At 47.7% G+C, this 20,557-nt stretch carries 22 protein-coding genes and 1 tRNA gene; 7 read left to right on the top strand and 16 right to left on the bottom strand.

Annotated elements, in window-relative coordinates:
• Positions 1 to 76 precede the first annotated feature (76 nt).
• Positions 77 to 994: an ATP adenylyltransferase family protein gene (locus AC4IE7_RS10300; protein ID WP_490776749.1), complete on the top strand. Its 918-nt coding sequence runs from the start codon at positions 77 to 79 to the stop codon at positions 992 to 994.
• On the opposite strand, the gene AC4IE7_RS10305 is transcribed toward AC4IE7_RS10300, so the two are convergent.
• Both AC4IE7_RS10305 and AC4IE7_RS10310 read right to left on the bottom strand, forming a co-directional pair.
• Positions 954 to 3,608: a glycosyltransferase gene (locus AC4IE7_RS10305; RefSeq protein ID WP_490776750.1), complete on the bottom strand. Its 2,655-nt coding sequence runs from the start codon at positions 3,606 to 3,608 to the stop codon at positions 954 to 956. The genes AC4IE7_RS10300 and AC4IE7_RS10305 overlap by 41 nt on opposite strands.
• Before the next feature lie 210 nt (positions 3,609 to 3,818).
• Positions 3,819 to 4,328: a DsrE family protein gene (locus AC4IE7_RS10310; protein ID WP_490776751.1), complete on the bottom strand. Its 510-nt coding sequence runs from the start codon at positions 4,326 to 4,328 to the stop codon at positions 3,819 to 3,821.
• A gap of 264 nt (positions 4,329 to 4,592) precedes the next feature.
• Here AC4IE7_RS10310 and AC4IE7_RS10315 point away from each other — a divergent pair, with 264 nt between their 5' ends.
• On the top strand, positions 4,593 to 5,102 hold the full coding sequence (locus AC4IE7_RS10315) for a SprT family zinc-dependent metalloprotease (RefSeq protein WP_490776752.1): 510 nt from the start codon (positions 4,593 to 4,595) through the stop codon (positions 5,100 to 5,102).
• Here AC4IE7_RS10315 and AC4IE7_RS10320 read toward each other — a convergent pair.
• Positions 5,097 to 5,360, bottom strand: a complete 264-nt coding sequence (locus AC4IE7_RS10320; RefSeq protein ID WP_490776753.1) for a GIY-YIG nuclease family protein — start codon at positions 5,358 to 5,360, stop codon at positions 5,097 to 5,099. The two genes, AC4IE7_RS10315 and AC4IE7_RS10320, sit on opposite strands and share 6 nt — an antisense overlap.
• 331 nt (positions 5,361 to 5,691) lie before the next feature.
• On the opposite strand from AC4IE7_RS10320, the gene soxX reads away from it, so the two are divergent.
• The 4 genes from soxX to AC4IE7_RS10340 are packed head-to-tail and all read left to right on the top strand — an operon-like array spanning position 5,692 to position 8,037.
• A complete protein-coding gene (gene soxX / locus AC4IE7_RS10325; RefSeq protein WP_490776754.1) occupies positions 5,692 to 6,060 on the top strand; it encodes a sulfur oxidation c-type cytochrome SoxX in 369 nt (122 codons plus the stop codon).
• Positions 6,061 to 6,111: 51 nt separating this feature from the next.
• A complete protein-coding gene (gene soxA / locus AC4IE7_RS10330) occupies positions 6,112 to 6,951 on the top strand; it encodes a sulfur oxidation c-type cytochrome SoxA (RefSeq protein ID WP_490776755.1) in 840 nt (279 codons plus the stop codon).
• A gap of 54 nt (positions 6,952 to 7,005) precedes the next feature.
• Complete coding sequence (locus AC4IE7_RS10335; RefSeq protein WP_490776756.1) at positions 7,006 to 7,338, top strand: hypothetical protein; 333 nt, start codon at positions 7,006 to 7,008, stop codon at positions 7,336 to 7,338.
• A gap of 27 nt (positions 7,339 to 7,365) precedes the next feature.
• Positions 7,366 to 8,037: a rhodanese-like domain-containing protein gene (locus AC4IE7_RS10340; protein WP_490776757.1), complete on the top strand. Its 672-nt coding sequence runs from the start codon at positions 7,366 to 7,368 to the stop codon at positions 8,035 to 8,037.
• Positions 8,038 to 8,184: 147 nt separating this feature from the next.
• Here the strand turns inward: AC4IE7_RS10340 and AC4IE7_RS10345 are convergent.
• The 13 genes from AC4IE7_RS10345 to AC4IE7_RS10405 all read right to left on the bottom strand — a co-directional run bounded on the left by AC4IE7_RS10345 (position 8,185) and on the right by AC4IE7_RS10405 (position 19,504).
• Positions 8,185 to 8,261, bottom strand: a tRNA-Pro gene (locus tag AC4IE7_RS10345).
• Positions 8,262 to 8,314: 53 nt separating this feature from the next.
• Positions 8,315 to 8,674 carry a MerR family transcriptional regulator gene (locus AC4IE7_RS10350; RefSeq protein ID WP_490776758.1) on the bottom strand — a complete coding sequence of 120 codons (360 nt, stop codon included), beginning with the start codon at positions 8,672 to 8,674 and terminating at the stop codon, positions 8,315 to 8,317.
• Complete coding sequence (gene ihfA / locus AC4IE7_RS10355; protein ID WP_068993812.1) at positions 8,652 to 8,954, bottom strand: integration host factor subunit alpha; 303 nt, start codon at positions 8,952 to 8,954, stop codon at positions 8,652 to 8,654. Before ihfA ends, AC4IE7_RS10350 begins: the two co-directional genes overlap by 23 nt.
• Before the next feature lie 8 nt (positions 8,955 to 8,962).
• Positions 8,963 to 11,338: a phenylalanine--tRNA ligase subunit beta gene (gene pheT, locus AC4IE7_RS10360; RefSeq protein ID WP_490776759.1), complete on the bottom strand. Its 2,376-nt coding sequence runs from the start codon at positions 11,336 to 11,338 to the stop codon at positions 8,963 to 8,965.
• 46 nt (positions 11,339 to 11,384) lie between these two features.
• Positions 11,385 to 12,413 carry a phenylalanine--tRNA ligase subunit alpha gene (pheS, locus tag AC4IE7_RS10365; protein ID WP_490776760.1) on the bottom strand — a complete coding sequence of 343 codons (1,029 nt, stop codon included), beginning with the start codon at positions 12,411 to 12,413 and terminating at the stop codon, positions 11,385 to 11,387.
• A 216-nt stretch (positions 12,414 to 12,629) separates the two neighbouring features.
• Entirely contained in the window at positions 12,630 to 12,989 is a 360-nt protein-coding gene (rplT, locus tag AC4IE7_RS10370) for a 50S ribosomal protein L20 (RefSeq protein WP_490776761.1), read from the bottom strand.
• A gap of 22 nt (positions 12,990 to 13,011) precedes the next feature.
• A complete protein-coding gene (gene rpmI, locus AC4IE7_RS10375; RefSeq protein WP_490776762.1) occupies positions 13,012 to 13,209 on the bottom strand; it encodes a 50S ribosomal protein L35 in 198 nt (65 codons plus the stop codon).
• Between the two features lie 46 nt (positions 13,210 to 13,255).
• Positions 13,256 to 13,780 (bottom strand): translation initiation factor IF-3, encoded by a 525-nt coding sequence (gene infC, locus AC4IE7_RS10380; RefSeq protein WP_490776763.1) that lies wholly within the window; start codon positions 13,778 to 13,780, stop codon positions 13,256 to 13,258.
• A 63-nt stretch (positions 13,781 to 13,843) separates the two neighbouring features.
• Positions 13,844 to 15,760, bottom strand: a complete 1,917-nt coding sequence (thrS, locus tag AC4IE7_RS10385; RefSeq protein ID WP_490776764.1) for a threonine--tRNA ligase — start codon at positions 15,758 to 15,760, stop codon at positions 13,844 to 13,846.
• Between the two features lie 457 nt (positions 15,761 to 16,217).
• A complete protein-coding gene (locus tag AC4IE7_RS10390) occupies positions 16,218 to 17,000 on the bottom strand; it encodes a metal ABC transporter permease (protein WP_490776765.1) in 783 nt (260 codons plus the stop codon).
• On the bottom strand, positions 16,997 to 17,902 hold the full coding sequence (locus tag AC4IE7_RS10395; protein ID WP_490776766.1) for a metal ABC transporter substrate-binding protein: 906 nt from the start codon (positions 17,900 to 17,902) through the stop codon (positions 16,997 to 16,999). Before AC4IE7_RS10395 ends, AC4IE7_RS10390 begins: the two co-directional genes overlap by 4 nt.
• Before the next feature lie 9 nt (positions 17,903 to 17,911).
• Complete coding sequence (locus AC4IE7_RS10400; RefSeq protein ID WP_490776767.1) at positions 17,912 to 19,120, bottom strand: TonB-dependent receptor; 1,209 nt, start codon at positions 19,118 to 19,120, stop codon at positions 17,912 to 17,914.
• Positions 19,121 to 19,237: 117 nt separating this feature from the next.
• A complete protein-coding gene (locus AC4IE7_RS10405; protein WP_490776768.1) occupies positions 19,238 to 19,504 on the bottom strand; it encodes a hypothetical protein in 267 nt (88 codons plus the stop codon).
• A 128-nt stretch (positions 19,505 to 19,632) separates the two neighbouring features.
• Between AC4IE7_RS10405 and AC4IE7_RS10410 the strand changes: the two genes are divergently transcribed.
• Positions 19,633 to 20,557 (top strand): zinc ABC transporter substrate-binding protein (locus AC4IE7_RS10410; protein ID WP_490776769.1); only part of this gene is annotated, 925 nt, incomplete at its 3' end.

Genomic DNA, 20,557 nt, shown 5'->3' on the forward strand with positions numbered 1-20,557 from the left:
AACATGGTTCATTAGATTCAGCTACTGATGCAATCATTCCGAGACCGTCTCTGAACAAAGTAACCAGGAATCTGATATGACACTGGAGCTGATAAGTGGAACCCTGTGGCAGAAAATCGTTCATCAAACTGAACTGGCTATAGAAAGTGGAGCTCTCCACTCCATTCAGACCCTATCTCAGGAAATAGACCAGGATGGTTGCGATTTCACTGTCCGCATAGCAAAGAATCTAAAGCGAAAGAGAGAACAGAAAAAGACCCACCCGGAGTTCAACCCTTTTTTACCCCCGGAGCCATCATTAACTGTTTCCGATATATCTCCAACCCACATTGCAGTACTGAATAAATTTAATGTGGTGAACCATCATCTTCTGATCGTAACCCGCAAATTTGAGTCTCAGGAAAGATTGCTCTCTGAATCTGATTTTTATGCACTATGCCGATGCTTAACGGAATATCCTGCTCTTGGATTTTATAATGGCGGGGAAGCTGCCGGAGCCAGCCAAAAACACAAACATCTGCAACTGGTTCCGTTACCTCTGTATGGTGGAACCCGACCCTATCCCTTCTCATCAATTTTAAGGGTTAACGATCACTGCACTGCTATACAGCAGCTGTCTCAACTCCCATTTAATCATGCCTGGTGCAATCTACCCAAGAACCTATTTAATGATCCGGATCAGGCTGCAACCTACTGTAATAAGCTCTACCGGGAGATGTTGATGCATGTAAGCATTGAGGCCATAGCAGATGCAGAAGGTGCTTTACAGTCAGCGCCATATAACTTACTGGTGACTACACAATGGATGTTACTGGTACCTCGTTCAAGGGAGTGCTGGCAAGAGATTTCGATCAACGCATTGGGCTATGTAGGGTCACTATTCGTGTCGGATCAGAGCGCTCTTGAGAAATTGGATAATTTCGGCCCGCTCAATCTGTTAAAAGAAGTGTCGATTATTTATCGACACGCTCATGCAGTGACTGACTCTGAATAGTGGAACTAGCGTCATCAAATGGGGTGGCCATCTCGCCCATAGGCCCCACAATCTTTGCTGGTAACCCAGGAAATGCACTGATTATGGAGACCAATAGTGACGCTGCATATGGTATTGATTGTAACAAAAGAACAATCGACCAAATATGAGCATCTGGTGATTCAACACCTTGTTGCCAACTGATTATGCCAGCTGAGAGTGTCAAGGCAATAAAAAACAGTGCCTCTTCACGAGCATCCTGCAACGCACGCAACAGACCAGATTTTCCTGCCCGCTTTGGCGTTCGAAAAAATGGTAATCCACTGGTAAAAATCCCCTGGATCATGGCTAATGCAATGGTATGGGACAAGGCCAATCCAGCCAGAGCTGCGGCAATACTTTGACGTACAGTAGCCTCGACCCGCCGTCTGTAGAGAAAGAACATCTTCAGTAGCTTAAACCCGAAAAGAGTCATAGGCAGTACAGCAAACAGCGGGAGAGGCGCGGTGAAATGTTGCGGCCATATCAACATTGAAGCTGACCAGGTAATCGCTGCCATATTAAAAAAGAGATTAAAGCTGTCAGCAAACCAGGGTAACCAGCCAGCAATAAAATGGTATCGCTGTCCAGCAGATAGTTGGCTGGTTCGAGCGGCAAATAACATCCCTAAATGGTGTTTGATGATCTGCACTGCCCCATATGCCCAACGAAAGCGTTGCTTTTTGAAGTCGAGAAAAGTGTCAGGCATTAAACCTCGTCCATAGCTTCTAGGTATATAAACTGCCTCTTGGCCATGTTCAAAAACCCTCAGCCCCAGATCGGCATCCTCGGTGATACACCACTCACCCCAACCTCCAATCTTATCGAGAACCTCACGTCTTACCATCGTCATGGTGCCATGCTGAATAATTGCATTGCGCTCATTGCGTGTAATCATGCCGATATGAAAGAAGCCGCGATATTCAGCAAAACACATCGCTTTAAAACAGTTTTCGCTACCATCCCTGTAGTCTTGTGGTGACTGCACGATGGCTATTTCAGAAGATTTGAATTGAGGCACAAGATCCCGTAACCAGTTGCTATCGACTTGATAGTCACTATCGATTACAGCAATCACTTCAGCATCAGTATCGGTCTCCTGTAAGGTGAAATTTAATGCACCAGCTTTGAACCCCGCCAAAGGTGAGCGATGAAAGAAACGAAAGGAGTTACCCAATTTAGTACAGTGAGCCTCAACAGGCTTCCATACCTCCGGGTCTTGAGTGTTGTTATCAATAACCAACACTTCGTAATTTGGATAATCCAAACGAGACAATGCATCCAGAGTCTCAATTAGCATTGATGGTGGTTCATTGTAGGCAGGCACATGAATTGAAACCATCGGCAGTTCAGCGTCACTCACCACTGAGTGTTTGGGTTGCCTCCGCCATTGCTTCATCCACAATGATTCAGCCCACTCATGAGCTTCTGCGAACAGCACAACCAACACACCAAGCATGCCGATAAATAACACCACGCCCACCACCACTGCACTGAGTGTCATGTATTGCCGGGTATAGTCATAGAACATCCAAACAGAGCCTGTTGCCGCACTATAGGCAACCAGAGCCAGAAAACCCCTGCCACTGGATCTTAAACCTTCGCTGTCTCGGAATAAGAAGAGTAGTGCAATGACCCCGAACAGAATCGAGATTGCTGCAAGTTCTCGCCAATGAGGCACACTGACCACAGCTTCCGTAAATGTGAACTTGGCATTTCGCTCAACATCGTAGACACCCCAATAGGTACCAACCCCACTCTCTTGTCGTTGTTTCCAGGGTTGATCGAAGGCTTCCATTACATAGTAGATGTATTCACGCGCTTCAGCCTCATTCAGGAAACGTCTGAGAAAGCTGGCCTGATTGGCATGAGAGGGGGAGGCATCCCGTCTTGGTCTGCCGTTACTTGGCCAACCAACTTCTGCAATGACGATCGGTTTGTCAGGAAACTGCTGCTTCAACCGGTCATAAGTATTTACGGTAAAATTAACCGCATCATCAATGTGCTGCCCTTCCCAGAAAGGTAATATATGCGCCGCTATGTAGTCTACGTGATCAGCCAGTTCAGGGTGTTCCAACCAAATATGCCAGGGTTCGGCAATACTGACGGGGGCCCATACCTTGTTATTGACATTGTCCAGATTGGTGATTGCCTCAGCTACTGATATATTACCGCGGTAGATCGCTTCATTGCCCACCAACACCCGCACAATATTTTTATGGTACTGGCGACTTAAACTGATCAGTGTTTCAATTTCATAAGCGTTTGTTTCAGGATCCCCATCGATCCAGGCCCCAAGCGCCACATTGAGACCATGTTTTTCAGCTAGCCTGGGAATTTCACTATATGAACCACTGACAGAATAACTCCTTACTGCATAAGTCTTTTCAGACAACAGTAGAAGATCTTCTTCAATTTGTGCCTCAGTTGGATAACGTCCCCGACTCGGATCCTGATCAGCTCTGACTGGTGAAAATGAGAAACCCTGTATTTTCTTTGGCCAAGGGGGCTCATTGGAACTGCCTCCTAGAAGGTTCCAGATCATCAGAGTCAACAGAGCGATTGCCAGGGCAATGACGAGATTGGGGCGTAACATACAAACTAGAGCTCATATAAACAGCAGTATATTAATTGTTTTAAATGAATTAGGTTGTGACGCGCCACGCCTTTTTTATCAGCGACGGTTTTGCAACCTCTAAACAACTCATAAACGACAATTTGCATCCAAAACAGGTCGATTTCCTATACCCAATAGTGATAACTATTTCTGCTGATCGTCTATTCATAAGAAACAGCGATAACCTCCTTATCTAATCTCCTCCATACTTCTGCGTTTGATATGCACCTGGGGCACAATCAACGCATAACCTTGCTGTTGCCAGTGTACGAGTTCAGTAAAGGCAGAAGGGACTAATTCAACGAACTCCTGGAAGTCATTCAGATGGTATCCATAATCGTTGGCTGCCAGATTGCATACCTTGAATTCAACACCAAGTTCAGCGTAGTAGCGCATTCGTTCTACAACCTCCCGATACTTGTTGTAATTCCTCTTCACCAGAGTAACTATCTCTGTACCGTGAATAACAACTTTGATATCCATGAACTCTGGCGCCATATCATAGGGCGATTCGGTTAGTGGATTCATTAGAGATCTAATCCAATAGAGTGCAGCCGACATCTTTTCAGGTTCATCCAGAAAGATGTCATAGACTACCTTGGGTGAATCATATGCCGGAGTAGTTATCTTTGGTCCCTCCTCTGCACTACTCGAAAATGCCAGCAAAGCCACCAAAGTCAGGGCTATCAGTCTGCTCATCGTCTCTCCTATAAAATGAGGCTGCTATATAGAGATTTTGACTTCATATGTCCCCAAAAACACCCTTGTATGACTGTGTATTCAGGCCAAGCTAGATTCCATAATGCGCTCTATTGACGCATTAATAATATTTATTAATGAATCTTAAAATAAAATCTCAAACGAATTTACTGACAATTTGTTATATTCAGGGGATATCAGACAAAAGCGGTGTGACTAAAGATCACTGCCTGTTGCAAACGATACTGGGCCTATCTTGATCCAATGATTGAATCTCAACTCCAAACAGAAGCCAAGATAATAACCCGCCAGTTACTCGCTTCTGCTGAGCACCATTTCGATTTAGACCCCAGCCATCCTGAGATTTTTTTCGATCTGAAAGGAAAAGCTGCAGGGCTCTTGATCACTCACAAGAACGGGGCGAGCAAAATCCGCTACAACCCTATCCTACTTGAACACTATGGCCAGAAATTTCTTGATCAAACCGTGCCACATGAAGTCGCACATCTGGTAGCTCGTACCCTATTTGGCCCATCCATCAAGCCTCATGGCAAGGAGTGGCAAGCTATCATGTCTTTTTTTAAAACCCCTGCACTCCGTTGCCACAGTTTCGATACCACCCTATCCACTACACGAAGTATGCGCTACTTTGAATATCGATGTGATTGCCAAAACCACCGGATCAGTGCCATAAGGCATAATCGAGTACGCGCTGGGGTAACCTACCTCTGCCGGGCATGTGGTACGAGCCTTACCCATGTTGAGGCCTCATGATAAAATTGCCTGATCGATGATCTTCAACTTTTCTCTCAATTTCATCTTCTTGATGTCCCACTCACGACGCAAAGCCGTACTCCTATTGGAGGCTGACTCCAAAAAGACCAGTTCCACAGGGGTACGGCCTCGAGTATATTTTGCCCCAATTCCCTGATTATGTTCCGATACCCGGCGTTTTATATCGTTGGTGACCCCTGTATAAAGGGTTCTATCTGAACATCTCAATATGTAGACATACCAGCTATTTTCGTGCATTTCACCCATCTTTGATAAGAGGCTCAATCTCGTGTTTTTCTACAACTATAATCTGCAATCCGGATAGGTTGGTTGATACTCAGCACTAACCCCTAAGGTATGCAGATCTAATTTTCATTGTCGATACTATGGTTTACCACTATGTTTTTTACTAGTTTCTGGACTTTACAGAGCTTATAACAAAGTATCACAATGCACGTAGCCAAAAATCGTCCTGAAGAGACAATGGCAATCAACGACTTGTTGTAATTCAATTAGCTAAAAATTAACTAATAATGCTTATATATATCAACAAGTTAGAACCTCATTAACCCCCATCTTGGAGGACACAATGATTGGTAACACCAAAAAGTGGATAGGAAAGGTCGGCAGTGTAGCTGTTATTGCTGGCCAATTTCTGCTCTCTCCCACACTCTTGGCTGCCGATGCAGATATCGCAGAAGGTCAAAAAATCTCATTCGATAGAAAAAAAGGCAATTGCCTAGCCTGTCATAATATTCAAGGGGCACCTGCTCCAGGTAATATTGCACCGGCCTTGGTCGCAATGAAGTCCCGCTTTCCTTCAAAGGAAGCTTTATACAAGCAGATTTGGGATGCCACTGAGAACAACCCTGAATCCGCCATGCCGCCATTCGGTAAACACGGCATTCTTTCCGAGTCTGATTTCAAAAAAGTGGTCGAATACATCTGGACGCTCTAATCCAATCACCACAATTGATCAAGACTGCAACACCTTTGAGGTTGAAAGAACATGAAACACCTATTTCTTAAGCTGACCTTACTGGTCATGACTTGTGGCATTGCTGCTTCTGCACAGGCTACGACTCCTGAGGAAGATCTGGCAGCATTCCAGAACTTCTTTAAAAAACGTTTTCCGAATGTAGAGACCCAGGACTACATCAATGGCGCTTATGCCATCGACCCTGTCGGGCGTGAAAACTGGGAAGCCATCGAAGAGTTTCCTCCCTATGAGCCTTTCATTGATGAAGGACAAGCCATGTGGGAAGCCCCTTTTGCGAATGGTAAAAGCTATAAAGACTGTTTTCCCGATGGTCCTGCAATGGCTGGAAAATACCCCCACTGGGACAAAGAGAAAGGCATGGTTATGACCTTGCCCCTGGCGCTCAACAACTGTCGAAAGGCGAATGGGGAAAAACCTTTAAAGTATAAAAAAGGCCCCATCAACAATATCGTCTCCTACATCTCACACGAGTCCCGTGGACAGGTTACGAATATTGAGATCCCCAGTGATGACCCAGGTGCCTTGGCTGCCTACGAGGCGGGTAAGAAGTTCTACTACACACGTCGTGGCCAACTGAATTTCTCCTGCGCCCATTGTCATTTGCAGAATGCTGGCATGATCCTGCGCACAGAGATACTTAGCCCGGCACTTGGACACACCACTCACTTTCCTGTCTATCGCTCAAAATGGGGAACAGTAGGTACACTGCACCGCCGTTTTACCGGATGCAACAAACAGGTACGTGCGAAGCCTTTCAAAGCTCATGGTGATGAGTACCGTAATCTTGAGTACTTCCTGACCTATATGAGCAATGGACTTCCACTGAATGGCCCTGGCGCCAGAAAGTAACTGTAACAGGGACTTTTTCAACCTGGACAAGATTACGTGATCGGAGTAAAAGCGATGCACAAAAGAAAAACACTCATTTACAGTATGCTGGCTGGCATTTTATGCAGTGGCATGACAACCTTAGCCTCGGCAGATGAAGTATCAGCCGCCAAGGTACAAAAATTGATTGATGCGGCAGATGCCGCCAGAAAACATGCAGCTGAAGTCGGTGGCGAATGGCGCGATACCGGTAAAATGATCAAGAAGGCAAAAGCCCTGATGGAAAAAGGCGACTTTGTTGGAGCTGCCAAGCTTGCCAACAAAGCAGCCAAACAGGGACACCTGGGTTATGAACAGGCTGTATCTCAGAAAGAGCTTAAAATGCCCTCATATCTACATTACGAATAACGGCTAACGCCACAGGAGGAAGACATAATGAAGTTTGTCAAAGTACTCATGCTGACCACACTTGTCGGTGGCGTAGCGCTTTCAACACAACTACGTGCGGAAGAAGGCAACCAAATTTCCCCAGGACTGCAATCTGTCGAAGTTATGCATAGTGGTGAAAAAGTCATGATCACTCGTGCTGCAGATAAAACTGCAGTGGTGCCAAAATCCTTTTCTAAAACTGCACGCCACTGCCCACCATTCTGTATCCAGCCTGCAACAGTGGCTACAGGTGTGGAGACTGTGGGTGAACTGGAAGTACTCGGTTACCTGAAGCGTGTCAGTGATGGAGATCGTAAGGTTCTGGTTGTGGATTCTCGAACACCTGAGTGGATAATCCGCGGCACCATACCTGGATCTGTCAATATTCCATGGAATAAGATCAATGTTGATGTACAGGGTGCATTCGATGTCTCAGCAGAGGCAGATGGCTTGCACGACATAATGGTCAATCAACTGGGTGTGCAGGATGTCAAAGGCAACCTTGATTTCCGCAATGCAAAAACCTTGGTTTTGTTCTGTAACGGCAGTTGGTGCCCTCAGTCTTCGAGCAACATCAAAACATTGCTCAAACTTGGCTACCCAGCCTATAAACTGAAATGGTATCGTGGTGGTATGCAGGATTGGGTGAGCCTTGGGCTAACTACTATAAACCACTAAGATAGGGACACCAATCCAAGCGAAAAAGGGTTGCCCGATGGCGACCCTTTTTTTTACCCGTAATATTGATCACAGAACCTCCAGAGATATTTATTCTTTGATGATCAACAACAAAAAAGGGGTTGCTGTTAAGCAACCCCTTTTGTTTGGTCCGGGCGGGGTGATTCGAACACCCGACCCCTACAACCCCATTGTAGTGCGCTACCAGACTGCGCTACGCCCGGAAAGAGCGGCAATACTAGGCAGTTAAACCGCCTATGTCAATGCCGGTAAGGCTTTATCTTTTAAGGATTTGCAGAACTTCTTCAAGCTCGCCGCGGAGCTGTTTGATAATCTGCTGGCTCTGCTGCAGATCTTCCTTGGCGGTATCACCAGAAAGCTGCTGACGAGCACCTCCGATGGTAAATCCCTGCTCATAGAGCAAGCTGCGAATCTGTCTGATCATGAGTACATCATGACGCTGATAGTAGCGTCGATTACCCCGCCGCTTGACTGGTTTGAGCTGTGGAAACTCTTGCTCCCAGTAACGCAAGACATGCGGCTTTACCTGACAAAGATCACTCACTTCGCCAATCGTAAAATATCTTTTGCCCGGTATAGCGGGCAGATCGGTATTACTGCTGCTCGGATCCAGCATAGGCTTCTACTCGCGCCTTAAGTTTTTGTCCTGGTCTGAAAGTCACCACACGGCGAGCAGAGATAGGTATCTCTTTGCCGGTTTTTGGATTTCGTCCAGGCCTCTGTTTCTTTTCACGTAGATCAAAGTTTCCAAACCCGGAAAGTTTGACCTGCGCGCCTCTTTCCAAAGACATGCGGATCTCTTCAAAGAACATCTCCACCATCTCCTTGGCTTCACGTTTGTTCAGTCCAAGCTCATCAAAAAGCCTGGCTGCCATATCTGCTTTCGTCAGTGCCATATGCAGTCCTAATCTCTCAATTTCGCGCCCGTTTCCCTAGCCAGTCGCTGTAATACAGCTTCGACCACCTCATCCACTTCCTTATCGGTAAGAGTGTGCGATTTTTCCTGTAAAATCAATCCCAATGCGAGACTTTTTCGACCCGAATCTACGTTTTCTCCAGTATAGACATCAAAAAGCAGGATGTCTGTAATAATTTTGCTGGATTCATCACGAATAAGATTCCTGATCGTCTCAAAATCGACCGATTCATCCACCACAATGGCAATATCACGGCGTATGGATGGATATTTTGAAAGTGCTTCAAAGGCAGGAAGTGCCCCTTCTGCCAACTTTTCCAAGGTCAGTTCAAAAACAAACGTCGTTCCATTCAGGTTCATCTGCTGCTCCAGTTCAGGATGCAGCATGCCCAACATACCGACAATTTCGTTATGCAGGCGAATCTCAGCACATTGGCCCGGATGCAGCGCAGAATGTTTAGCGGCAGTAAAACTGATACCTTGATCATGCCCTGTCAGACTTAAAATGGCCTCTACATCCGCCTTTATGTCATAGAAATCTACTCGATTGCTGGAATCACCCCACTGCTCAGCCAAACGATCGCCAGAGACCAATCCAGCCAACATCGCCTTCTGTTCAATCTCTTCACCCCCGTGAAAACAGAGTCCGGACTCGAATATGCGAACCCGCTGCTGCTGACGTGACTGATTATAGACCGCTGTCTCTATCAAGCCGGGCCAGAGTGAAGTACGCATCACTGACATGTCAGCAGAAATAGGGTTGGCTAAGCGGATACCCTTGGCGTCAGGATCAACTTTCGCTTCAATCTCCGGACTGATAAAGCTGTAGGTGATGACTTCCTGATAGTCCCTACCCACCAACAGATGTTTCGCCTTAGGGAGACTGAACTCAGCTTCCGGGCGATCCGCCATGACCATGGAAGATTTCCCACGATGGGGTGGGATATTTGCATAACCATAGATCCGGCCAACCTCTTCGATCAGATCCTCTTCTATAGAGATATCGAATCGACTGCTCGGTGCTTTAACCTGCCAGCCCTCTTCTGCTTCACTGGTGGTCATCCCCAAACGGTTGAGTATGTCGCCGATCTCACTACGCTCGATATCGATACCTAGGATTTGATTGACACGTTGCGCTCGCAGTTTGATCTCTGGTCTCTGCTCAATCATTGCCTCATTGATGACTTCAACCACAGGACCAAGCTCACCTCCAGCAATCTCGATCAGTAGTTGAGAAGCCCGTTCCATTGCCTGTAGCTGCAGATAGGGATCGACACCCCGTTCGAAGCGATGAGATGAGTCAGTATGCAGACCATAGGCTCTTGCCTTCCCACTGATAGCGGTAGGTGTGAAAAATGCACTCTCAAGAAGGATGTTCTGAGTCCCCTCACCTACTGCTGAGTCCTCTCCGCCCATAATACCTGCTAGAGCAACTGGACGTTTGGCATCAGCAATAACCAGCGTACCTTCTGTCAACTCGATCTCCTGCCCACCGATCAAGGTCAACTTCTCCCCTTTACTCGCAAGTCGAACCTTGATGCGCTCTTCAATCTTCTCCAGATCGAATCCATGCATCGGTTGGCCCAACTCCAACATGACATAGTTGGTCACATCGACAACAGGCCCAAGACTGCGGACATCGCCTCGACGTAATCGCTCCTGCATCCAGAGCGGAGTTTCCGCATTCATATTCACCCCTCGAACCACTCGGCAGCAGTAGCGAGGACAGGCTTGATCAGCCTCCAGGTCGACACCTATCTGATCATCGATCGTGGAGGATTGAGCCACTATTTCTGGATAGTCCACCACACAGCGATTAATGACACCGACCTCACGGGCAATACCAGCCAAACCGAGGCAATCGCTACGATCCGGTGTTAGATCGACATCGATCACATGATCATTCAAATCCAGATAGTGGCGAAAATCCTCACCAACCGGAGCCTCTTGTGGCAGCGGCATAATCCCATCAGACTGCTCAGCAAGTCCCAGCTCGCTTGCTGAACAGATCATGCCTAAAGAGGTTACTCCGCGTAATTTGGCCTTCTTTATTTTGAAATCACCGGGTAGACGCGCACCGACAGTCGCGACTGGCACACGCATTCCGGCGGCCACATTTTTTGCGCCACAAACGATCTGCAGCATCTCCTCTTCGCCAACATTAACTTGGCAAACACTCAATTTATCAGCATCAGGATGGGGATCCCGTGCAAGTACCTCGCCTACCACTACCCCGGTAAACTCTGAGGCGACCGGTTCAACAGAATCGACCTCCAGACCCGCCATGCTCAATTGGTCGGCCAACTCTTGGGTCGTCACTTGTGGATTGACCCACTCCCTCAACCAGGCTTCACTGAATTTCATGCTTTTCTACCACTCTTTAGAGACTAATGCCGAAGACTATGTAAACTTATGCAAACTGCTTTAAAAAGCGCAGATCATTTTCAAAAAACAGACGAAGGTCATTTACGCCATAGCGCAGCATGGTTAAACGTTCGACACCCATTCCGAAGGCGTAGCCAGTATATTTCTCACTGTCTATACCGACATGACGAAACACTTCGGGATGAATCATGCCGCATCCCAGCACTTCAAGCCATCCGGTATGGCTGCAAACCCGACAGCCCGCACCACCGCACATCACACACTCAATATCGACCTCTGCCGATGGCTCAGTGAAGGGAAAATATGAGGGACGAAAGCGTAGCTTCAACTCCCGCTCAAAGAAGCTGCTGAGAAAGTCATACAAAACGCCTTTGAGATCGGCAAAGGAGACGTTTTCATCCACAAGAAACCCTTCAACCTGATGGAACATCGGTGTATGGGTCAGATCGGAATCACAGCGATAGACCCTACCCGGTGCGATAATCTTCAACGGCGGTTCACCCTTCTCCATGGTACGAATCTGTACCGGGGAGGTATGGGTGCGCAGCAGCATGTGTGCATCGAAGTAGAAGGTATCGTGCATTGCCCGTGCAGGATGGTGATCGGGTATGTTTAAGGCTTCGAAATTATGGTAGTCGTCCTCAATTTCCGGCCCCTGGACAGATTCGAAACCAGCAGCAGAGAAGAGGCGTTCAATGCGATCCAAAGTACGGGTCACCGGATGCAAGCCGCCGCGATCCAAACCTCTGCCCGGTAAAGATACATCAATCTTTTCATCAGCAAGGCGTTTTGCCAGTGCTGCTTTCTCGAGTTCACTTTTACGTGATTCGATAGTCTGTTGCAGCGCCTGTTTGGCCTTATTGATTTTTTGCCCGGCTTGCGGCCTTTGATCGGGAGGCAGTGTCCCCAACTTTTTCAGTTGTGAAGTCAACTGGCCACTCTTGCCTAGATAGGCCACCCGTATCTCATCAAGCACCAGCAGGCTATCTGCCTGTGCAATAGCGCTTTCAGCTGCTTCAATCAGATCTTGTAAGTCCAATGTGGAATCTTCCATCTGTCTCTTTAAACCTCAAGCGAGCATTTTTAATATCGTATATATCGAGAGATTAACCTGGTGTGGGATTGTCAATTCAACCTCTCCACACATCGCTATCTGACAACATTTAAACTACATTCAACCGAAACGGTGATAAAAAAAGGGGAAAGCCTTAGGCCTTCCCCTTTTTTGCTTACTGCGCCGCCGGATAAACCGGGAAACAACAACAGTTACTTAGCTGGAAAGAGCGGCCTTCGCCTGTTCTGCCAGCACGGTAAATGCCGCTTTGTCGTTAACGGCCAGATCTGCCAGCATCTTGCGATCAACTTCGATATTGGCCAAGTGCAGACCATTGATCATGCGGCTATATGAGAGACCGTTGTCACGGGCACCAGCATTGATACGTGCAATCCAAAGTGCACGGAACTGGCGCTTTTTCTGACGGCGATCGCGATAAGCATATTGACCAGCCTTAATGACTGCCTGCTTAGCGACACGATAAACTTTTCTACGGGCACCGTAATAGCCCTTAGCTTCATCAAGCACCTTTTTATGGCGGGCGCGTGCTTGTACACCACGTTTTACTCGAGACATTGTTTAGATCCGGTTCTTTAGGTTAAGCGTAAGGCATCATACGACGGGCGATTGCCACATCGGACTTTGCAATGGTGTTGGGAGAACGCAATTGACGTTTCCGCTTTGTGCTCTTCTTGGTCAGAATATGACGCCGATGAGAGCAGTTACGTTTAAATGAACCGGACGAGGTGCGTTTGAACCGTTTGGCCGCACCACGATTAGTCTTAATCTTGGGCATTGTATTAACTCCGCGATTTGTACGCCTCTTGGGCGTAAAAAAATAGTTACTTTTTCTTGGGGCCTAGCACCATCACCATCTGGCGGCCTTCCATCGCAGGTTTCTGTTCCATCTGACCATATTCGGCCAAATCTTTTTCAACCCGTTCAAGAAGCTCCAAACCCAGTTCCCGGTGAGCGTGCTCCCGACCGCGGAACCGCATGGTTACCTTGGTCTTATCCCCATCTTCAAGGAAACGTATCAGGTTGCGTAGTTTTACCTGATAATCCCCTTCGCCTGTCCCTGGCCTGAATTTGATCTCTTTGATGTGAACCTGCTTCTGCTTTTTCTTGGCGGCCTGTTTCGTCTTTTTTAGTTCAAAAAGAAACTTGCCGTAATCCATCACGCGACAAACCGGAGGCTCCCCGTTCGGCACGATCTCTACCAAATCCTGTGTCGCATCTTTGGCCGCCTGAAGGGCTTCCTCTATTGATACAACACCTACTTGTTCACCATCAGCGCCAATGAGTCTTACATTAACAGCCGTAATTTCATCGTTAAGACGGTGCTTTTTCACAGCAGCGATAGTCACTTCCTCCAAAAAGTCCAAACCCTAAAAGTACAAAAAGCACCGGAAAACCAGTGCTTTTTACACTCAATTTACTCGTTGAGACACTTCAGCTTGGGCGCGTTCCATAAACTCGCTCAGAGGCATGGATCCAAGATCCTCACCCTTGCGTGAGCGTACAGAGACAGTACCCTCCTCCATCTCCCGATCACCAATGACCAGCAGATAAGGCACGCGCATCAACGTATGCTCGCGGATTTTAAAGCCAATCTTCTCATTTCTCAAGTCCGATTCGACACGAAAACCGTTATCCCGCAGAGATTTGAGACAATTATTCAGATAATCGGCCTGCCGATCGGTGATATTTAACAGTACAGCCTGAACTGGCGCCAGCCAAATCGGCAGTGCGCCGGCATAATGCTCGATTAAAATACCAATGAAACGCTCCAGCGAACCAAGAATGGCCCGATGCAGCATCACCGGCACCTTTTTGCTATTGTCTTCAGCAATATAGGTTGCTCCCAGACGTTCCGGCATCGAGAAATCGAGCTGGATTGTACCTAGCTGCCAGACCCGACCAAGACAGTCACGCAAGGAGAATTCTATCTTCGGGCCGTAAAAGGCCCCCTCACCAGGTTGCAACTCCCAGTCAAGTCCCTGTTGATTGAGTGCTTCTTCCAGTGCTTTTTCAGCTTTATCCCACACCTCATCCGAGCCAACACGCTTTTCGGGACGTGTGGAGAGCTTTACCAGCACCTCATCGAAGCCAAAATCCTTGTAGACTTCCAGCAGCAGCAGGTTAAAAGCCTGTACTTCGGAGAGGATCTGATCCTCAGTACAAAAGATATGCGCATCGTCCTGAACGAAACTCCTTACACGCATCAATCCATGCAGTGTTCCTGAGGGCTCATTTCGGTGGCAGGAGCCGAATTCCGCCAGACGCAGGGGCAGATCGCGATAGCTTTTCAGACCATGATTGTAGATCTGGATATGTGCCGGGCAGTTCATCGGCTTAATGGCATAGACCCGGTCATCTGTCTCAGTGACAAAAATGTCGTCACGAAACTTATCCCAGTGACCAGACTTTTCCCAAAGAGTGCGATCGATTACCTGGGGTGTATGCACCTCTTGATAACCATGGTTTTTCAGCTTGTCACGAACATATTGCTGAACGGTAAGATAGATCCGCCAGCCCTTGTCGTGCCAAAAGGCCATGCCTGGGGACTCTTCCTGAGTGTGAAACAGATCCTGAGTCTTGCCGATTTTGCGATGATCACGTTTTTCCGCCTCTTCCAGGCGGGTGAGGTAGGCCTTGAGCTCCTTCTTATCCCGCCAGGCCGTACCGTAGATGCGTTGTAACATCTCATTATTGGAGTCACCTCTCCAATAGGCACCAGCCACCTTCATCAGTTTAAAGCCTTTGCCAAGCATGCTGGTGCTGGGTAAGTGAGGACCTCGACAAACATCGAACCACTCCCCTTGACGGTAGACTGAAACCTCTTCGCCTTCAGGTATGAACTCTTTGATGATCTCGACTTTATAAGCCTCACCAATAGTTTCAAAGGTCTTAATAGCCTCATCACGATCCCAGACTTCACGGGTTATTTGCAGATTTCGTTTAACGATCTCATGCATTCTCTTTTCTATTTTTGTCAGGTCATCCGGTGTAAAGGCATCTTCTCTGGCAAAGTCATAGTAGAAACCATCTTCGATGGCGGGCCCAATGGTGACTTGTGTTCCCGGATAGAGTTCCTGAACCGCTTGAGCCATGACATGTGCTGCATCATGCCGCAACAGAGTCAGTGCATCATCATCCCGGCTGGTGAGAATAGCGAGTTCGCTATCCTCCTGGATCAGATAGGAGGTATCGACGAGATCACCATTGACGCGACCGGCCATAGCCGCCTTGGCTAAACCTGGGCCGATATCTGCAGCGACATCATACACAGTCACCGCATTATCAAAGTTACGTTGGGAACCGTCAGGGAGAGAAATAACAGGCATTTAAAAAATTTCCTCATCAGTGGTGGCCCATACGAGAGGCCACTTGAAAATAAAAAAGCCGGCGCCATTGGGAACCGGCCTGCATATTGGTCAGTTAAAATACAGACGGGCTGTGAGATTAACTGCCGAAAACTGTACGCTGATAGATTTCACATTGGTTTGTTGCTATTAAATCAATGGCTTATCAGACGACGTATTGTAGGGCGGAAGTCTAATACAGTCTCATTCAACAAGTCAAAAGAATTAGGCCGGGAAATGCAACAAATCACGCTTCCGCAGAGTCAATTTTGAATAACCTTATTTAAGTGGATTGGTGCGGCAGGGCCGGCACCCTACAGTTAAGGGCACCTTTATTAAACCGTTGTGTAATTTGTTACTTCTATTAACCCGGCGACTAAGTATGTCGTCTTCAGGGTTAATACTAATGCTTAGACTTAGGTTTCTGTCAATCCGCTCACTATCCAACTGGGCTGGAGGCTCTCTCTTTTTGTCTGGATTTAATCAGCCAACCACCCAGTAATGAGGTTAGTGCCAAAGTGTAGACAATCATAGCACCCGCAGGCATGTCCCATAGGGCGGCAAGGAGCAATCCCAATGCATATCCCGCAGCCGCAATCAGATAACCTGTCACATCTGCCCCGCGTTCAACTTTTCTCAATGCCAATGCCGGAAGTATCAAGGTAGCAAACACCAGATAGACACCCACCAGTTGTACTGATGCGGTGATCGTGATCGCAAATAGCAGATAGAAAATTAACGACGAAGCATGCTGGCGAAGGCTATACCATAGTGTGAGTATGACAACATAGAGAAGTGCAACCGGGATGATTTGCTGGTAGCTGACCCAGAGTATCTGCCCCACCAACAGCTCTTTTAAATGCTCCCCGCCATGTGGGTTGGCGGCTAGCAAAAGAATGCTACCACTGGAAGTTAGTACAAACAGACTACCGATCAGCGCCTCCTGAATCTCTGCCCAATGCTTATCTGTCAGATAGAGCAGGAGTGAGGCTGTGATCGCTGCAGTGACAGCAATCATCTGAACTTGCCAGCCCCCAGGTTCCCAGCCAAAAACATGAGCAACGATCAGACCCATGCCTGCGGTCTGGGCAACTGCAAGATCGAGAAAGATTATCCCGCGCTTCAGGACATGACGTCCTAAGGGCACATGAGTCGCAGCGACAATCAACCCGGCCAGAAAGGCCGGGAGCAGGATCTCAGATTGCAGGGCAAACCAGTTCATTGGAGCAATTCAAGTAGACGTTTCAGTGTTTCATCATACAGGGTGAAAAGATCGCTAACCCCATCCCCTCCTCCAACGGTATAGGGGAGTTCAACAGCCCTGATACCGGTAAGCTCAGAAAATCGCTTTGCAGCCTTCGGACTCTGATAGTGGGTATAGATAATGCCTCTGGCAGGATTTTGCTCCAGCACCTGCTTCAACTGCACAAGATGACCGGCCGTTGCTGGTAATCCAGGCTTTGGTTCAAGCGATCCGGCATCGATGATCTGCAACCAGTCGAACAGATAGGCCCAATCTTTATGGTGAACCACCAGTCTGATTCCTTTCAGTGGCTCTGCTGCCTGCTGCCAATTCTCCAGGGCCTGTTGCCATCGCTGCGTAAATTGATCCCGATGCTGTTGATAATCGCCGCTGTTTTGCGGATCCAACTCGATCATCCGCTCACTCAGGGCGAAAGCAATCTTCAACACTCTCCTGGGATCTAAATGAACATGGGGATTCCCTGAAGCATGGACATCACCCATGGAACGATCAACTGTTTTTGGAATGCCTAGTCGCTCAATCTGTTGTGCTGCTTCGAAATAGCCTCTTTTGCCTGAGAGCACCTTAGGATTCCCCCCTTGTCGCTGCAGCATGGGTAACCATCCGATCTCCAATTCAGCACCACTGCAGACCAACAGATCAGCCCGTCTGACTTTGGCAATCAGACTGGGCCTGGCTTCGATGTGATGAGGATCCTGTCTGGCGGTAGTTGCTGAGGTGACAGTAACATTATCTCCACCCAGCTCTCTTACCAGAGAGGCCCACTCCGGTTCACAGGCGAATATATTCAGATTTGCCTGTGCTACTTGGGATAGTGAGATTCCCACAACCAATAACAACAGATTGATCTTGTTGCTCATGATCTGCTCCTAAAACTGATGGGCGCCATGGGAACCCAGGCTCATGATGTACTGCAGAGTGATGATATTATCTGAATCCTCATAGGATTCGTCTCTGGCGAATTGCAGACGAAAGCGACTATATTCACTGTATGAGTAGTCACCCATAAGGGTCAAACGTTGAGGGGTATGTCCCTCATCATCCAGCCCGGCTTCAGCAAGCACCTCTTCATCAGAGCCTTGATTGTCAGCATCGAGCCAGTCGTAGCGCAAGCCAGCACGCCACCTGGGCATAAACTGGTAGACTGCTTGCACATATGCTCCTTTCTGCTTACCGTCATAGGTCGTGGATTCGGCTGAATCCGAACCATCGTCCATCACCACGTCACCCTCTTCATCACGCACAAAAAACTCACCCTGTATCTTTAGATTCTGTTCGGTGGAATTACCATGGGGCGCCCATTTCCAGACAAAATCGATACCACTGACCTGAGTCTCTCCGCTATAGGTTGGTACCTCTTCGGCACCCTCTCCATGGGAATGACCACCGGAAGTACGACCTTCGATATCGGCACGCCAGTGGGAGATACCTATTTGCCAGCTTTGACTCTCTCCTATATCACCACCAATCTTTGCGAACAGTGTCCCAGCACCTTTACCATCCTTGCTCGCCCCCCCTGCCGGGAACCGTTCACCTCGGGTAATCTCTCCGCCAAACTTGAGAAACAGCTCTGTGGGCGCAATCCAGCTGAGCTGGATACCATCATCCAGCAATTGATCACCAAACAGACCACTATAGATTAAAGGGGCATCAGTAAAATCCCAGGCATGGGGATGTTGCTGATTCAGATAGCCAAGCCCCGAGAAAAAACGACCAGCCTTCACTCCCACACCTTGTCCCAACACCAGGCTTTCAACAAAAGCCTCTTCCAATTCAACCTCAGTCTCACCTTCGTGATCGTGCAGGGCAGCAGTCAATTTGCCGTAAAATAGATCGTCGACATTTGCGCTGAAAGAGAGCTCGCTATGACCGATATGAAATCCCTCTTCTCCTCGACCAGCCTCTCCCCCCAGCATAAAACCGGGCAGTTCATATTCAGTTTCGTTGTCGAATGAGGTAAATCGGCCATCCAGAATCAGGCTGATATCAGGATTGAACCGGCTCCCTTCGGCAGCTTCGACTGTTGTGGAGAGCATTACCATTGCCACTGAGGTACTAACTAAAAAGTGCTTACTCATAAGCTCCTCTTCTAATCATAAATAAGTCATCAAGATCGAGTCTGAAATGAGATCTTTTCCCTGCGCAGATCAATGTGGGAATGAAATAAAATCAGACTGATTGGTTTTTGATAAGAGTCAGGAAAGAGAGGGAGGAGCGCGGATCTGTTGATAGTTAAATTGGGCGGCAACTTCAGTGGATGCCAAGGTCACCCCTGTTGTTCTGAAGAGTGAGTTAGAAAAGATTTCAGGTAAGGTGGGGATTATGGCGTGATCATGGCCAGGGGCGTATAGGCAGACTTCACAGATCTCTTCAGGACTATGCTCGTGATAGAGATGCTCAAGCAATAGGCCCTGAGATATCAGGAAAGCAAGTAGCGGAATTGTCAGCCATCTCTTGCGCATGATTTCTGCTGGTTATAGACCTATATATAACGTAGTAACAAGCGATCTCAAACACATCCTATATTGGCTCGCAGTTTTGTTATAGTATAACATAACAAATAATACCATGGTTTAATAGTTCAACTTACATGAAGCAAATTAGTCGCATTTCTATCCTCTCTACATTACTAATGGCCTTGAGTCTATTCTCCACACCTTCTCTGGCAGGCCTTAAGGTGGTGGTTACCATCATGCCGATCCACTCACTGGTTTCCGGTTTGATGAGCGGTGTTGACGAACCCTACCTGCTTCTCAAAAGCAACCAATCACCCCACACTATGAGTCTTAAGCCTTCAGATGCCAAGGCATTGGACCAAGCTGACCTGGTGGTCTGGGTAGGTGAATCGCTGGAGTCACCGCTCACTCAGCTGATAGAGCAGATCGGGGAGAATACCGAAACCGTCAGCTTACTCGATACCCCTAACCTGCATCTGCTACCAATTCGAAACAACCTTGAGTGGACTCATCATCACAAGCCAGCCATATCATCAGCCACTCATGACCATGAGATTAATATGGATAACCATATCTGGTTGTCTCCAACGAATGCCCGAGCTATCGCACACCACTTATCGAAGGTATTAATCAGGCTAGATCCTGGCAATAGAGAGCTCTACCAGAATAACCTTGAAAAACTATTAAGCCGACTTAATGAAATGGAGCGCAGGTTCATCGCCAACATCAATGGGGTCACAGAAATTCCTTTCATCGTATTTCATGATGCCTACCACTATCTTGAGGACTATTTTGGGTTGAACGCAGTGGGTTCGGTAAGTATAAGCCCAGACCGTCTCGCAGGCGCTAAACATATCCATCACCTGCGGCAGAAAATCCGCAGGCTCGAAGCCAGTTGTGTCTTTAGTGAACCTCAGTTCGAACCGAAGCTGGTTCATACTCTGATTTCCGATACACAGGCAGCTGCAGGCCAATTGGATCCCCTCGGTGGCGAGCTGCCACCTGGAGAGGATGCCTACTTCCAGCTGATGCTCGGTTTATCTGAAAATCTGGCATCCT

The sequence above is a fragment of the Candidatus Thiodiazotropha sp. AKAK3 genome (genome assembly GCF_058244645.1).